The organism is Cohnella sp. LGH, from assembly GCF_017671885.1.
In the GTDB taxonomy this organism is placed as follows: Bacteria; Bacillota; Bacilli; order Paenibacillales; family Paenibacillaceae; genus Cohnella; species Cohnella phaseoli.
Genome location: NZ_CP072117.1, coordinates 689,043 through 704,141 on the forward strand (window position 1 = coordinate 689,043; position 15,099 = coordinate 704,141).

11 protein-coding genes are annotated in these 15,099 nt (G+C 53.8%); 9 read left to right on the forward strand and 2 right to left on the reverse strand.

Features of this window, described 5'->3' with window-relative positions:
- The first annotated feature begins 99 nt into the window (after nt 1-99).
- From J4772_RS02750 to J4772_RS02785, 8 genes are all read left to right on the forward strand, one after another.
- Nucleotides 100-903 (forward strand): alkaline phosphatase family protein, encoded by an 804-nt coding sequence (locus J4772_RS02750; RefSeq protein WP_209074068.1) that lies wholly within the window; start codon nt 100-102, stop codon nt 901-903.
- Between the two features lie 100 nt (nt 904-1,003).
- Nucleotides 1,004-2,818, forward strand: coding sequence for a sensor histidine kinase (locus J4772_RS02755; protein WP_209074069.1), 1,815 nt, complete (start codon nt 1,004-1,006; stop codon nt 2,816-2,818).
- Complete coding sequence (locus tag J4772_RS02760; RefSeq protein ID WP_209074070.1) at nt 2,811-4,385, forward strand: response regulator transcription factor; 1,575 nt, start codon at nt 2,811-2,813, stop codon at nt 4,383-4,385. Before J4772_RS02755 ends, J4772_RS02760 begins: the two co-directional genes overlap by 8 nt.
- Nucleotides 4,386-4,568: 183 nt before the next feature.
- Nucleotides 4,569-5,987 (forward strand): carbohydrate ABC transporter substrate-binding protein, encoded by a 1,419-nt coding sequence (locus J4772_RS02765; RefSeq protein ID WP_209074071.1) that lies wholly within the window; start codon nt 4,569-4,571, stop codon nt 5,985-5,987.
- A 102-nt stretch (nt 5,988-6,089) separates the two neighbouring features.
- A complete protein-coding gene (locus J4772_RS02770) occupies nt 6,090-6,974 on the forward strand; it encodes a carbohydrate ABC transporter permease (RefSeq protein WP_116063963.1) in 885 nt (294 codons plus the stop codon).
- Nucleotide 6,975: 1 nt separating this feature from the next.
- Nucleotides 6,976-7,845 carry a carbohydrate ABC transporter permease gene (locus J4772_RS02775; RefSeq protein WP_209074072.1) on the forward strand — a complete coding sequence of 290 codons (870 nt, stop codon included), beginning with the start codon at nt 6,976-6,978 and terminating at the stop codon, nt 7,843-7,845.
- A gap of 81 nt (nt 7,846-7,926) precedes the next feature.
- Nucleotides 7,927-9,675 (forward strand): glycoside hydrolase family 35 protein, encoded by a 1,749-nt coding sequence (locus tag J4772_RS02780; RefSeq protein WP_209074073.1) that lies wholly within the window; start codon nt 7,927-7,929, stop codon nt 9,673-9,675.
- Between the two features lie 21 nt (nt 9,676-9,696).
- A complete protein-coding gene (locus J4772_RS02785) occupies nt 9,697-11,145 on the forward strand; it encodes an alpha-L-fucosidase (protein WP_209074074.1) in 1,449 nt (482 codons plus the stop codon).
- 66 nt (nt 11,146-11,211) lie between these two features.
- Here J4772_RS02785 and J4772_RS02790 read toward each other — a convergent pair whose 3' ends face one another.
- Entirely contained in the window at nt 11,212-12,477 is a 1,266-nt protein-coding gene (locus J4772_RS02790; RefSeq protein WP_209074075.1) for an outer membrane protein assembly factor BamB family protein, read from the reverse strand.
- A 63-nt stretch (nt 12,478-12,540) separates the two neighbouring features.
- Complete coding sequence (gene spoIIP, locus J4772_RS02795) at nt 12,541-13,725, reverse strand: stage II sporulation protein P (RefSeq protein ID WP_209074076.1); 1,185 nt, start codon at nt 13,723-13,725, stop codon at nt 12,541-12,543.
- A 236-nt stretch (nt 13,726-13,961) separates the two neighbouring features.
- Here spoIIP and J4772_RS02800 point away from each other — a divergent pair, with 236 nt between their 5' ends.
- Nucleotides 13,962-14,963: an RpnC/YadD family protein gene (locus tag J4772_RS02800; protein ID WP_209074077.1), complete on the forward strand. Its 1,002-nt coding sequence runs from the start codon at nt 13,962-13,964 to the stop codon at nt 14,961-14,963.
- The last annotated feature ends 136 nt before the right edge of the window (nt 14,964-15,099 follow it).

The window sequence follows — 15,099 nt, forward strand, 5'->3', positions numbered from 1 at the left end:
ATATTGACGGCCGTGCATAATTTCATTAGGATGAGAATAAAACCAACTAATCGCAATAAAAAACAACAAAACGGTCATTAGTGATGGAGGAGGAAGAAGATGAAAGCGAACAGGGTCATTATCATTGGCATTGACGGAGCGGGCAACTTTATTAAGGATGCGGAAACTCCGCGTATCCACGCGCTGCTGGAAAGAGGAGCGTATTCCTACGAGGCGCAAACCGTTTTTCCGAGCATCAGCGCAGAATGCTGGGGCTCGCTGCTGTACGGGGTAGGTCCGGATAAGCACGGCATCAACAACGACAAGGCGAGTCGCGAGACGGTTCCATCTCATTTTCCTTATAGCTCCCTATTCGGATTGTCCCGCGCGCAATGGCCGGAAGCTCCGCTGGCGGCCTTTAGCTGCTGGGAACCGATCAATACAGGCATTATCGAAGCTGATCTTGACGTTCACTGCGTATCCAAGACCGACCCGGAACTGGCCAAGGACATCGTTGCGTATATTCGCTCGGCCCCTGAATTTAAGCTCATGTTTATTCAGTTTGATTTGCCGGATGCGGCCGGACACGCCCACGGTTTCGGCACGCCGGGGCAGATCAAACAGATCGAGCAGACGGACCCGTATATCGGCATGATCGAAGATGCGCTGCGCGAGGAAGGTCTGCTGGAGGATACGCTGGTCATTCTGGTGTCGGACCATGGCGGCGGAGGAACTCATCCTAACGATCACGGCAGCGACCATCCGATGGATATGACGATTACATGGGGAGCCGCCGGATGCGGCGTGCAAGCCGGAGCGATCGACGGGCCGGTAAGCATTATGGATACGGCGGTCGTTGCCGCGCGAGCATTGGGGCTCCCGGAGAGAAGCGATTGGGAAGGTCGTCTCCCTAAGGGCGTATAATCGTTCGAGAGTTGAAGCGAGAGGCTGTTCCTCCAGTTAAGTCTGGGGAACGGCTTTTTCTTTTGTGATAAACTATACTCCGACAGGAGGCGTCCGACATATGTTCAACGGCAATACCTTTTTCCGCTCCAAGCTCGGGAGCGCATCGCCGATTCTCCGGCGCATCTCGATCAAGAACCGGCTGTTGGCCGCGTTTCTGATTACCTCGCTTCTGCCCGTGCTTTTCGTTGCTTTCTACTCCAATTACAAATATGAAAATTCCATTACGGAAAAAATCAGCGCATCCACGCAGCAGGTGCTGAACGAGCTTGCCCAAAACATGATGCGGGAGCTGGAGCAGTACGAAACGCTGAGCGAGGCGATCATTATCAATAAATCGATCCAGGGCGCGCTTCCTAAGTTTGAGGAAATGACGGATTTTCAGAAAAACAACTTGAGATCGACGCTAAGCGAGGAGCTTGCCCAGCAGATTTTCCGGTTAAGCAATATCGCGAACGTCGTAATCTTTACGAATGAAGGGCAGCCGATTTTCGATCTCGGATTCGAATGGTATCCGGATATTCGTCTGGACCAGTTATCGGATTCGGTTGAATCCTCCTCGGGCAATGCGAGCTGGACATATCTTCGCACCTATCGGGGCGCGAACAGGATCGCGCTGACCCGCGCGGTGTATGCCGAGGACAACTTGAATCGCAAACTGGGCTACATCATGATTCTGATCGATGAAAAGGTTTTTTCGCGCAATACGTACAGCCATGTCGAGCTGGGGCAGGGCAGCAGAATCTACGTGGCGGACAAGAACGGCTTCGTTGTCTCCTCCGTCGCGCCCGAGATCGAGCAAGGTTCGGACTACGGGCAAAATGAGATTTTCGCCAAGCTGAACAAGGAGCATAAGAACGAAGCTTTCTACACCCAGGTGAACGACCGCAAGACGCTTGTCGTCAGCTCGTACATTCGCTCCGCGGACTGGGAGTTGATTGGGCTTGTGCCGCATTCCTTCCTCGTGTCGGAGCTTAAGGAGATGCGCGGCAACATCGTCTTTATTTGTTTACTGACGCTCATGCTGTCCGGGGGGCTGGCTATGTGGATTTATTTCAGCATTCACAGTCCGATGAGACTGCTGCTGCAATATGCCAATCAAATCCGCCTAGGCCAACTCGAAACCAAAATCGGCAGTTCGTATCCGGATGAAATGGGCAAACTAACGGAAACAATCGACAAAATGGTCGAGCAGCTTAAGCTGCTTATTTTTCAGGTAGAATCCGAGCAGCAGGCCAAACGGGACGCGGAGCTGAAAATGCTGCAGGCCCAGATCAATCCTCACTTCCTCTTCAATACGCTGAATTCCTTGAAATGGAGCGCGATGATGAGCGGCAACGAAACAGTCCGACAGGGCATCGAATCGCTGTCCGAGCTGCTGCGCAATACGATTCTGGTCAAGGAGGAGCTTATTCCTCTTGAGATGGAGATCGACAACCTGCTTCATTATGCGACGATTCAGCGGATTCGTTACGGAGATTCGTTTAAGCTGAGCTGCGCTATGAGCGACGACGAGCTGTATGCGTGCCTAGTGCCGAAATTTATTTTACAGCCGATCGTGGAAAATTCGATTCTCCATGCCGGCAATGAAGATGGACGGAGAGTCGGCATTCGCGTAGAGGGCGTCAGGGAAGGCGCGACTTTGAAAATCGTCATTGCCGACGACGGCAAAGGCTTCGATATGAACGACGCCCAGAACCGGAAATCGTCTTCGCACGCCAAGCTGTCCGGCATAGGCATCGGCAACGTCGACGAGAGAATCCGCCTCCACTTCGGCGCGGCCTACGGTCTTGTGACCCGCAGCGCTCCGAACGAAGGGACGGAGACGGAGATTAAGCTGCCGATCCTGGCGAAGGAGGAACGGTCCGATGTATAAGATTCTGATCGTCGACGATGAGATGATCGTGCGCCATGCGGTCAAAACGCTGATTCGTTGGGAGGGAAGCCGTTTCGAATACGTCGGGGCGGCGGCTAACGGAGCGGCGGCGCTTAATCGGATTCAGGAGACGGGCGCGGACATTGTTATTACCGATATTAAAATGCCGGAGATGGACGGGCTGGAGCTTATCAAAAGACTAACGGCTTCGGGCTTCTCCGGAGAGGTGCTCGTGCTGAGCAACTACGACGACTTCGAGCTGGTGAGAGAGGCGCTGAAGTGCGGCGCTTACGATTACATGCTCAAGCTGACCCTCAAGACGGAAAGCTTCATGCAGACGCTGGAGGAGATCGCCGCGAAACTGGATGCGAGGAACGGCGCAGCTTCGGCTCCTGCATCGGATGCAGCAGTTCCTCGTCTTGAGGAAATAAATCCTCGCATCGCCGCCGCGATTCGCAAGCTCGATGAGCTCACTGCCGATTCCGAGCCTTGGGAAGGGGAGCGGTTTATTGGCGCGGATGAAACGGTTTATTCCTTCGTGATTCGTCTGCAGGGAGACGAACAAGGACTTCGTCAATCCGGGGAATTTCAGGATACTCTGGTTAAGCTGGCGGACGGACTCTTTACGGGCAGTCGGTGGACAGTCGTTATCCGTACGGGGGCGAGGCGGTTTTTGCTTGCGGTCGCGTATGCTTCCGAGACATCCTTCTCAAGCCCGGAGGAGCTGGCGCTGCGCATGATCAGTCTGGCTTCCTTGTATTACAACGTGCGGATTAAAGCGATCTATGCGAGCGCCGCATCGGACGAAGATGAGCTGGCTGCCGAGCTTAGACTAAGCCGACAAGCTGAGGAACTGCTGTTCTACACTCGTCCGCCGACAGGGTGCTTATCGAATCGCGAGACGATTCAAGAAGGAGATGAGGCGTTTAAAGCGGCGGAGTCTAAGCTACGAGACAGCATGCGCAAGCCGAATTCCGGTTCGCTCGTCCTATGGGCGGAGAGCGCGCTTGAGCTAATCGGGCTTGCCGCGGAGCAGCGGGTCAATCCGAGGCTGTTGAAAAGAGCCGTCAGCGGCGGGATATGGAGCATCGCCAATTCGGATGATCCGGCAACTCCAATTCAATGGGACGAGAAGAGATGGCTCGAACAGGTCGAGGCGGCGGAGACGGATGCGCAATTAAAAGAAACGATTCGCGAGCTTTCGGAGGAGATCGCAGAGTGCTCCACCGACACCGCGAAGCCGCAGATCGCCGCTCGGGAAGAGGTGCTGCAAGCGATGCGTTACCTGGAGGAGCGCTTCCCTGAGCGAGTCGCCATTGCCGATGTAGCCCATCACGTGGGATTGTCGGAGCCATACCTGTGTCAGGTGTTCAAAGCCGACACGGGTCAAAGCATTCTGACTTATCTGAATGAGATTCGGATGTCCAAAGCCTACGAGATGTTGGCTTCCGGCCGTTATTTAGTCAAGCAGGCCGCGATCGAGGTGGGGATTCCCGATCCGTTTTATTTTAACCGTCTATTCAAGAAGCGCTTCGGATTTTCTCCGAAAAATGTGAAAACCCCGTAATCGCGACTGGAGTATCTGTTAAACCTGGACGATTTTAAGATACATGGACTGAAAATTGTCCAGCTTATCGTGAACATACCGATAATTCGATAAAATCGTCCATGCGCTTCCTGCTTATTGTTCATTTGGCCGAGCTTCTCCCTAACTTATAATGAGAGCAGATCCGATCAAGGGGGTTTCACAATGAAGCAGAGAAAATGGTTAACGACGGTCGCTGCCTCTGTAGTGGCGGTATCCGTACTTGCGGGCTGCGGCTCCAACAATGATTCCAAAGGAGCTTCGCCTTCGGCAAGCGCCAACCCATCCGCAAGCAGCAGCGCTTCCGAAGGGGGCAAGCAGTTCGAAAATATGGAATTGAACGTAGCTGTATTCCAAGGCGGTTACGGACGGGAGTACTGGGATTCGATCGCCGAAGAATTCATGAAGGATTACCCGGGAACGAAGATCAATATTACGGCTAGCCCGAAAATCGCCGAGCTCGTACGTCCGAAGATCGTTGCGGGAAATCCGCCCGACTTCATGTACGTGGCCGGCAGCGACAATATGCCGATCATCGACGGCCTGATCAAGGACAAGGCGCTGCTCGATCTGACCGACATTTTCAACGAAGCCTCCGAAGGAGCGCCGCTCAAGGATAAAATTCTTCCGGGCGTACTCGAGTCCCGTTCCAGTTCGCCTTACGGGGACGGCAAGGTTTATCTCGCACCTTATAATTTTGACGTTATGGGCTTGTGGTATAACAAGAAGCTGTTTGACGACAAGGGCATCGCCCTTCCGACGACTTGGGACGAGTTTTTCGCGCTGGGAGCGACGGCGAAGGACAACGGTCGCTCGCTGTTCACCTATCAAGGGCTGTACCCGGGCTACCTGGAGGAAATGATCGTTCCGGCCATCTTTAACGTAGGCGGACAAGAGGCGCTTGATCAGTTCTACAATCTCGATCCGGAATTCTGGAAGAGCGAAACGTTTACTAAGGTATGGGGCTTCCTCGACAAGATCGCCAACGAAGACAACGCGTTGATGAAAGGCACGATCGCTTTGAATCACACGCAAGCTCAGACGGCGTTCATGCAGGGCAAAGCGATGTTCATTCCGAACGGCACATGGTTCGAAGACGAAATGAAGGATTCGCCTCGCGAAGAGGGCTTCCAATTCGGCTTCCTGGGCGTTCCTTCCTTCGAGACGGGCAAGCCGATGATGGCTTTGACGGATGTGCAGCGTCTCGTTATTCCGGCGAAGGCGAAAAATTCGGAGCTGGCCAAAGAGTTCTTGAAGTATCTGTACACGGAAAAAGGCGTGAAGCTGAACGGCGAGAAGGCTAAAGGCATTATGGCCGTCAAAGGCGCTCCGGACTTGGTGAAAGAGTTTATTCCGGAATCGACGTACAACGTATATAAAGCAGTAGACAACGGAATCGTTACGGTTAACGGCAAATTCATTTCCGTTGCCAAAGGCAGCAAGTACAACCCGAGCGACGATATTTACAAGCCAATTTCCTCTCTGATGAACAAACAAATGACTGTGGCTGAATACGGAGACAAGCTGTACGGAATTTTCACCAACATTCAGAAAGAATTGAAAGAGAACGGAGCACAAGAGTAAGTAAGCGAGTAAATGTGCTTCTGCTTCCGGAAAACCTGCCGCGCGTTTGGATGAACCCGGCAGGTTTTCTCTATCTCAAGAAGCGAAAGGAAGAGCCTGACTATGAATATGAAAACAAAACGGGGGTTCTTTATCGCGGCCTGTCTGCTTCCGGGTCTGGCCTTTTTCCTCCTGTTTAAGGTATATCCGACCATCCAGATCTTTCAGAAATCTCTTTATTTATGGACGGGAGTTAGCGACGAACCGAAATTCATCGGTCTGCAAAACTTCGTAGATATGTTCCACGATGACGTATTTCTGCTGGCGCTTCGCAACACGGGATTCCTGATGCTGATCGTTCCGGTCGTGACGCTGCTGCTTGCGCTGGTCAACGCCTCGCTGCTGACGCAATCGAAGCTCAAGGAGAAGGGCTTGTACCGGACGGTCTTCTTCTTCCCCAGCATTCTGTCCTTCGTCGTTATCGCAATTTTGTGGTCCTTCATCTATCACCCGACAATCGGCTTCGTCAATTCGGGACTTGAACTGCTCGGTTTGGATAACTTGGCCATGTCTTGGCTGGGAGACGAGCGGACGGTGCTGTGGGCGCTGGCTGTCACGATGATCTGGCAGGCCGCAGGTTATTACATGGTGATGTACATGGCGGGCATCGACGGCATTTCGCCGGAGCTCTATGAAGCGGCGAGCCTGGACGGCGCAACGCGGATCCAGCAGTTTTTCTACATTACGATCCCGATGCTGTGGGAGATTATTCGAATCACGATCGTCTTCAGCATTAACGGCGTGCTGTCCATCAGCTTTATTATCGTGTCCGTCATGACGGCCGGCGGGCCTGACAGACATTCGGAGGTCCTGATGACCTACCTGTACGGGCAGGCGTTTACGAATTCCAACTTCGGCTATGCGATGGCGATCGGCGTGTTTATTTTTATCATCTCGATGCTGCTGGCGCTAATCAGCAACAAATTAACGGACAAGGAGGCGCATTAACATGTCGGCTTATACCCATGCTGCAAAATCCGGCGGAATTCTCTCCAAATTGTGGGGCAATCTTGCCGTTCGGATTTTCCTGTTCGTCCAGACGTTGATTGTTTTGTATCCTTTGGTTTGGAACCTGCTGGCGTCGTTCAAGACGAGCACCGAGGTCATGGAAAGCCCGTGGTCTTTGCCGGCGGCACTGAACTGGGACAACTACGTGCGCGCCTTCACGACGGCCAAAATCGGCGACTATATGATCAACTCGGTGCTGGTCGTCGTCCTGTCGATGGTGATGCTGCTGTGCATGGCGGTACCGACCGCATACGTGCTCGGGCGCATGAAATTTCGCGGACGCGCCTTCCTGTCCAACTTCTATATGGCGGGGCTGTTTATCGGCGGCGTATACATTATCGTACCGCTCTTCATTATGATGAACGATCTGCACATGCTGGACAACCGTCTATGGCTGAGCGCGCTGTATGCAACAGGCACGCTGCCTTTCTCGGTTTTCCTGCTCACGGGCTTCATGAAATCCATTCCGCACGACTTCGAAGAAGCGGCAATGATCGACGGCTGCGAATACTTCGGAACTTTATTCCGCGTGATTATACCGATGGCGCGTCCCGGGATCATTACGCTGATTGTGTTCAGCTTCTTCGACTTTTGGAACGAGTACGTGCTGGCGTTGACCTTGATAACGGACGATACGAAGAAGACGATCCCGATCGGCCTGGCCAACCTGATGCAGATCCAGAAGTTCGCTACGGATTGGGGCTCGTTGTTCGCCGGTCTTGTTATCGTGCTCGTGCCGACGATCCTTGTCTACGCACTGCTGCAAAAAAAACTGACAGAAGGCATGATGCTTGGCGGAGTAAAAGGATAATGGACGGTTTGTGACGAAGATAACAGGGAACCCAAGGGAATCCCAAGGGAATCCAAATTTTGGAGAGGGGTTGTCGCGCAGGTGGCAACGTTCGGCATTCAAGGAAACGACTTTGTATATGAAGGCAATCCGATTCGGATTTTATCGGGGGCGATCCATTATTTCCGGGTCGTGCCCGAATATTGGGAGGACCGTCTGCTGAAGCTGAAGGCATGCGGCTTCAATACGGTAGAGACCTACGTGGCCTGGAACATTCACGAGCCTAAGGAAGGCCAGTTTAATTTCGAAGGCATTGCCGATGTGGAAAAGTTCGTTCGGCTTGCGGGCGAGTTGGGGCTTCACGTTATCGTTCGTCCAAGTCCGTACATCTGCGCGGAGTGGGAGTTCGGCGGTCTGCCGGCCTGGCTGCTGAAGGACAGCAACCTGCGGCTGCGCAGCTACGAGGAGCTGTATCTGGCTAAAGTCGAAGCCTACTTTGACGAGCTGCTGCCGCGCTTCAAGCCGCTGCTGTGCACGAACGGCGGGCCGATTATCGCGATGCAGATCGAGAACGAGTACGGCAGCTACGGTAACGACAAGAAGTATTTGGGATACATTCGCGACGGGATGAAGAAGCGCGGCATGGACGTGCTGCTGTTCACCTCCGACGGCCCTGAGGATCATATGCTTCAGGGAGGCATGGTCGAAGGCGTACTGGAGACGGTCAACTTCGGCTCCCGCGCGGCAGAGGCGTTCCGGAAGCTGCGGGAGTATCAGCCGGAAGGCCCGCTCATGTGTATGGAATTCTGGAACGGCTGGTTCGACCACTGGATGGAGGAGCATCAGTCCCGCCCTGCGGCGGATGTGGCGGACGCGTTGGAGGAGATGCTGGCCGAGGGCGGTTCGGTCAACTTCTATATGTTCCACGGCGGTACAAACTTCGGCTTCTATAACGGAGCGAACCATATACAGAGATACGAGCCTACGGTGAACAGCTACGATTACGATACGCTGCTGAACGAATCTGGCGAGCCGACGGAGAAATATTGGGCGGTGCGCAAGGTGTTGGAGCGGTATGCGGAGCTGCCGGAGGCGAAGCTGCCTGCGCCGATTCCGAAGCGAGCCTACGGAGAGGTGCGGCTGGAGCAGACGACCGGGTTGTTCGGACAGCTGGATCGCCTTTCTTCGCCGGTACAGCGCACAAGCCCGGAGCCGATGGAGAAAGTCGGACAGGCTTACGGTTTCATTCTGTACTCGACGCATGTAACCGGACCGAGAAGCGGTATGAACCTGGTTTTGCAGGAAGTACGCGACCGTGCGCTCGTATTTGCGAACGGCAAGTATGTCGGCACGACGGAACGATGGAATCCGGTTGAGCTTCCGCTGGAGGTTCCGGCTGAGGGTCTGCGCTTGGACGTGTTCGTAGAAAATATGGGACGCGTCAACTACGGTCCGCTTATGCGCGACGCGAAGGGAGTTACGGAAGGGATTCGGCTGGGCAATCAATTTCTGTACGATTGGACAATCCGTACGCTTCCGCTGGACAACCTGGATCAATTGGACTTTGCTGCTGCGGCAGAGGCGTCGGAAGGGGATCTTCCGTCCTTCTATAGAGGAACGTTTAAAGTGGAGGAGAAGGCCGATACGTTCGTTCGCTTCGACGGCTGGACGAAGGGCGTAGCTTTCCTGAACGGCGTTAACCTCGGTCGGTATTGGGAAGTCGGTCCGACGCGCACGTTGTACGTTCCTGCGCCGCTGCTGCGGGAGGGCGAGAACGAGTTGATCGTGTTCGAGCTTCATGGCACGTCGGCGCCGGTCGTTCAATTGACGGATAAGGCTGATCTCGGCTAATCGAGGGGAGGAGGAAGCGGAATGGGAGTCTCAATACAAGAAGCGGCGAAGATTTCGCCTTCACCGCGTCAATTGGCGTGGCAGGGGCTTGAGTTTTATGCGTTCGTTCATTTTACGGTAAACACGTTTACAGATATGGAATGGGGGCTGGGCGACGAGAGCCCTTCTCTGTTTGCACCATCCGAGCTGGATGCGGAGCAATGGGTTGCGGCCTGCCAAGCGGCGGGCATGAAGGGGCTTATTCTCACCTGCAAGCACCATGACGGCTTCTGCTTGTGGCCTAGCGCGTATACCGAGCATTCGGTCAAGAGCAGCCCTTGGCGGGGCGGTCAAGGGGATCTCGTTCGCGAGGTTTCGGACGCCTGCCGGAAAGCGGGCTTGAAATTCGGCGTCTACCTGTCCCCTTGGGATCGTCATGAGCGGAGCTACGGAGATTCGCCAACCTACAATGCTTTCTTCCTCAATCAACTGCGCGAGCTATTGACCAACTATGGCGAAGTATTCAGCGTCTGGTTCGACGGGGCCTGCGGCGAAGGGCCAAACGGCAAGCGGCAGGTGTACGATTGGGACGCTTATTACAGCCTGATTCGCGAGCTTCAGCCGAATGCAGTCATTTCCGTATGCGGCCCAGATGTACGCTGGTGCGGCAACGAAGCGGGCCATACCCGCACATCGGAATGGAGCGTCGTCCCGGCGGCGATGCAGGACAACGAGAAGATTCATGAAAATTCGCAGCAGATCGACGACGGAGAGTTCGCCAAGCGCGTCAGCTCGGAGGATGAGGACCTGGGCAGCCGCGATGTGTTGGCGAAGGCCGCCCAAGCGATCTGGTATCCGGCGGAGACGAATACGTCGATTCGTCCGGGTTGGTTCTACCATGCCGCGGAGGACGACCGCGTCAAGTCGACGGATCAGTTGATGGAGCTGTACGAGCGTACCGTCGGGGGCAATTCCACGTTCCTGCTTAATCTGCCTCCCGATACAAGAGGGCTGCTGCACGAGAACGATGTCGCACGCTTAAGAGAGCTTGGCGAGCGAATTAGACGGACGTACGGCACCGATTTGGCTGCGGGATCCGCCGTTCGAGGCTCGGCCGAGAAGGACGAGCCGCACGGGGCGCAGCGCATAACCGACGGAGATCGTTCGACGTTCTGGCAAGCTCCGGAAGGCGTCGAGCAGGCTGAGCTCGTCATCGAGCTAGGGGACGAGCGGACGTTCGACCGGGTTGTGCTTGCGGAGAACATTCGCGAAGGCCAGCGCATCGAGCGCTTCCGGCTGGAGGCGTCGTCCTCGTCGTCCGGCGACGAGGATTGGCGGCCGCTCTACGAAGGTACGGTCGTCGGATACAAGAAAATATGCCGCTTGGCCGAGACGACTGCCCGCCGTCTGCGCCTCACAATCGACGAATCGCGTTGGAGCCCGACTCTGAGCGGCTTCGGGGTTTATCGGAGCGCGGCGGTTGAGGGATAACATATAGCGGTTGAATAAAAAGGTCGTGAGCACGGGTAATTCCGTTGCTCACGACCTTTTTGCGCTTTATTTATGTTTCGGCTTAATGGTCAAAGTTCCAAAGTGAGAATCAATCAGGTAAAGCGTTCCTTTTCCATCGACCAAAATATCATGTAGCGAATTATTGTTTTTGACGATGAGTACGAACCGTTCATTCCCCGCAGGATCAAGCGAGAAAACGCTGCCGCCGTTATCCTTAATATAGACGTTTCCTTTGCTGTCGCTCAGCAGGGCCCCTACTGTATAGTAACCGTTCAGCCTCAGCGGATATTCCCATAGCGTTTTGCCGGAGGCATCAATCTGGGCAATCCCGCGCTTGGCCTTCACATAGTATTTTCCCTTACCGGCTTTCGTCATCACCAGATCGAGCTGGGCGGCTGTCGGTTTGTTTACTTTGGTCAGCTTTCCGCTCTTCAGATCCAAAATTTCGACGCGCGGATTCGGATTGCCGTATGCGCGAACCCATTGATCGGTCGCCGGGATATATCCGGACGCGCTCCAACTCTTCGTACTGCGGTCGAGTTGCTTCTGCCAGAGTAATTTGCCGGTATTGCTCAAGTAATACGCATAATCCGAATCAGTCAGTGCAAGCACGTTATCTCGGGAGTCTATAATTACTTCCGTTAGGCTGGTTTTATGCCAGGTAAACGAGAAATCGGCTACCTCCGTAGTCGTGGCGGTCCACTCCCCTATGTCCGGAACAGCCCAGTTCAGCTCGCCCTGGGGTGACAGGGAAATAAGGTTTCCACTGGCTACCGTAACCAGGTTGTCCCGCGAGTCCATCGCAGAGTACGTGATAAAATCCGGCAATATAAATCGATCGTGCGGGAGAGTGTATGACGATTTTACTTTGCCGCTGCGGTTGATCAGATCGATTCGGTGATCGACAGTGTTATCAAAAATATTCTGACGGATGGTGAACAGAGTTCCCTGTGCCGACAATCCCCAATCCTTCGGAAAGTTTGTATCCGAATCGCTGTAGTCGTGTGTCCACAGCTCGCGGCCATCCGATTTGGAAATCGCTTTCGTAGAGGTGCCGTCGAGCAGCAGTAGGCGGTCTCCGTCTAGCATAGATTGCCACACACTACTCGCTTCATCGCTCCAATCGACCTCGAAGTTTTGGTAGCCTCGAAGCTGCACTTTTTTGCCGCTGTCGTTGGTATAGGGAAGCTCCAAATAATCATTGGAAGGGAGCAGTTTTACTTTGTCCGTTGCCGCAGAGGCTTGCGAGACGCCGGTAACTCCAAGCAGCAAAGCAAATCCGGCGATCAGGCCGATCCATTTTCTGTGCATCAATAAATCTCCTTATAATAGAGTGGCGTTACGGCGATTAGCTGAACGGGCCAATGCTACTTGTTACTTGAGAGACTTGTAATAAGCCGAGAAAACATCGGAGAAGGCTTCCGCAGCCAGCTTAGTTTCCTCCAGCGTATTGTTGGCGCCGCCGATTTCCAGCAGCAGACTGCCGGGGGAGAGCGATTGGTTGTATTCGCCGTTGCCTTGGTGAACGCTCTTGGAGATGACTCCGCGCGACAGACCGGGATACTTTTTGTTCAGCCGTTTGTCCAGTTCGTTGGCCAGCTTCTGGTTGGCAGCATGGTTGGGGTGGGCCGTTCCGATGACGAACAGGATGCGAGCGTAGCTCTTTCCTTTAATCGTAACCGTCGTGTTTTTGCGCGGAACGTCTGCATCTCTATGAATATCGAAGAAATAGGCCAGCGACGGATTGGCTTTCATAGCTTTAGTGACGGCTTTGCGAGATTCCGCGTAGGATTGGGAGAAGCCCAGCTTTTGCGTCTTCAACCGTTCCATGAAATCCTCGGTCTCTACCAAAGAACGGATCCCAGACTTGGTGAGCTTCTCTCCCAAATGTCCGCCTACCAACGTGATGTTGATTTCCGTATCGTCGACGGATGAGCCCGTTACGTTACGGGCGACATTTTTCCAGGATTCCCGATTATGAGTGTGATAGATGTAGACCTTCGGCGTTTCGCGTTCGTTGAGGTTCGTCCGGACGACCCAATTGGCCACATAGGCCTGTTTTCCGCCCGACAGCGTAACGATATACCAGTCGCCTTCGACCCCGGCGATCGGCAAAGTGTCTCCCGAAGCGGCCTTGCCTACGATGTCGTGTTCCAGCCCGGGGCCGCTGCGCAGGTTAGTCTTGTCCACAAACACGACATAACGCAGAGGCGTTTCGGTCTCGACTACCCAGTTGGCGACGTAAGCGCGCTCCCCGCTAGGCAGCGGTACGACGTACCAGTCCCCTGTCGTATCGACGATCGGCAGCGTAACGCCGGGGACCGCCTTGCCCACGATATCGTAATCCAATCCCGGCCCGCTGCGTAAATTGGTAACGTCTACGATTTTAACGACGCTTCCCTTTGTTGAAGATGAATTGTTGGCGATGATCCGGCTATTGGCCATATCAGTATTGCCTGCAGGCGCGACGGATGGGGAGGCTCCGTAAACAGGAATGAAAGCGACGAATAGAAGCAGGACGGCTACGGCTGCGGTAGAAGCGATTTGGCGAAAGATCAAAGCATCCTCTCTCCTTTTTCGGTATTTCGTTCCTACCTTTTTTCGACAAGGTTGAAGTAAAAGCCTGCTATTTGTCGGAAAAATATCTCATTCTTTACACGAGAACATATGTTTGGTATAATGAAAAAAGATGAATAAACGGCGAGTGAAGCACACTCCGATAAGCGCCTGAAGGCGCTCGGGGCGTGCTTTTTTTCGCGTTTGCGGAGGTCGCCTGAGAGAGGATGTGGTGTATAATGAAGGTAACGGATCGGCATAAGAAGGAGAAGCTGAAGCTCGATCAAATGATGCGCGTGCTGTTTCGGTTGTCCAAGAGGCTGACGGTGCAATTGATCAACGGTTTGTTCGGGGAGCGGTTTGCGACGGAGGACGTAAAGGCGATCCACTACGGCAATGCCGAGTTTATCTTGGACGAGTACGAACGGATCGTCGGCGATTTGTTCTTGAAGCTGGATACGCGCCGCGGACTGCTTCATTATCATGTCGAGTTCCAGACGCTTAACGATCAGTCGATGGTTATACGCATGTTTCGCTACGGCTTCGAGAAGGCGTTGGAGCTGGCCGCGGGAAGAGAAGACAATGGTTTGCCCTTGCTCGCATTCCCCAAACAAATCGTTATTTTTCTGGAGGAAAACGAAGCGATCGGCGAGGAACTCGCCTTCCGAATGCGGCTACCGGACGGAACGGAGACGGTCTACACGGTACCGGTGCTGCGTTACTGGACGCTGTCGCCCCGAGACCTGCAGGAGCGGCGTCTGTTCGCGCTGTTGCCTCTGCAAGTGTTTGGCTCTCGCAAGAACATGCGGCTTATTGCCGCCAGCACGCGCACGGACGACGAGAAGCGTCAGTTATTCGCAGAGGAGTTCTCTCGTTTAAAGGCGACGATCGAGGAGACGCTGGCGGTTATCCGGGACCTACATCGGCAGCGGCTGTTACCTACTGGAGACATGGATCGGATATTACAGGTGCTGGGGAACATACTAAACTACTTATACCGACATTACGGCGAATACAAACAAACGGAAGAGGAGGTAAGCCACATGATCAAAACGTTTATTCCCGAAGCAATGAAAAAAGGAAGGGAGGAAGGCAAAAAAGAAGGCTTAAAGGAGGGAGTAAAAAAAGGTCAGCTCAAGGTTGCGCGCAATCTGCTGAAGCTGGGAGTCGATTTGGACACGATCGTTGAAGCGACCGAGCTGACTCCTGAGGAAGTGACAAGACTGGAAGAGAAAAAATGAAGGCAGCATGATCGTATGGCTGAGAAAGCTAGAGAGTGACGACACGATCGTTATTTAGAACTACCCTCCTCAAGTCTGTCGAAGGACAGGCTTTTTTGAACGATTCAGAAAGTATAAAATTCGCTATCCTTATCTG

What these genes read in the sequence shown, in the direction of transcription:
- J4772_RS02750 (WP_209074068.1), top strand. Translation starts at nt 100, where the DNA reads ATGAAAGCGAACAGGGTCATTATCATTGGCATTGACGGAGCGGGCAAC.
- J4772_RS02755 (WP_209074069.1), top strand. Translation starts at nt 1,004, where the DNA reads ATGTTCAACGGCAATACCTTTTTCCGCTCCAAGCTCGGGAGCGCATCG.
- J4772_RS02760 (WP_209074070.1), top strand. Translation starts at nt 2,811, where the DNA reads ATGTATAAGATTCTGATCGTCGACGATGAGATGATCGTGCGCCATGCG.
- J4772_RS02765 (WP_209074071.1), top strand. Translation starts at nt 4,569, where the DNA reads ATGAAGCAGAGAAAATGGTTAACGACGGTCGCTGCCTCTGTAGTGGCG.
- J4772_RS02770 (WP_116063963.1), top strand. Translation starts at nt 6,090, where the DNA reads ATGAATATGAAAACAAAACGGGGGTTCTTTATCGCGGCCTGTCTGCTT.
- J4772_RS02775 (WP_209074072.1), top strand. Translation starts at nt 6,976, where the DNA reads ATGTCGGCTTATACCCATGCTGCAAAATCCGGCGGAATTCTCTCCAAA.
- J4772_RS02785 (WP_209074074.1), top strand. Translation starts at nt 9,697, where the DNA reads ATGGGAGTCTCAATACAAGAAGCGGCGAAGATTTCGCCTTCACCGCGT.
- J4772_RS02790 (WP_209074075.1), bottom strand. Translation starts at nt 12,477, where the DNA reads ATGCACAGAAAATGGATCGGCCTGATCGCCGGATTTGCTTTGCTGCTT.
- J4772_RS02800 (WP_209074077.1), top strand. Translation starts at nt 13,962, where the DNA reads ATGAAGGTAACGGATCGGCATAAGAAGGAGAAGCTGAAGCTCGATCAA.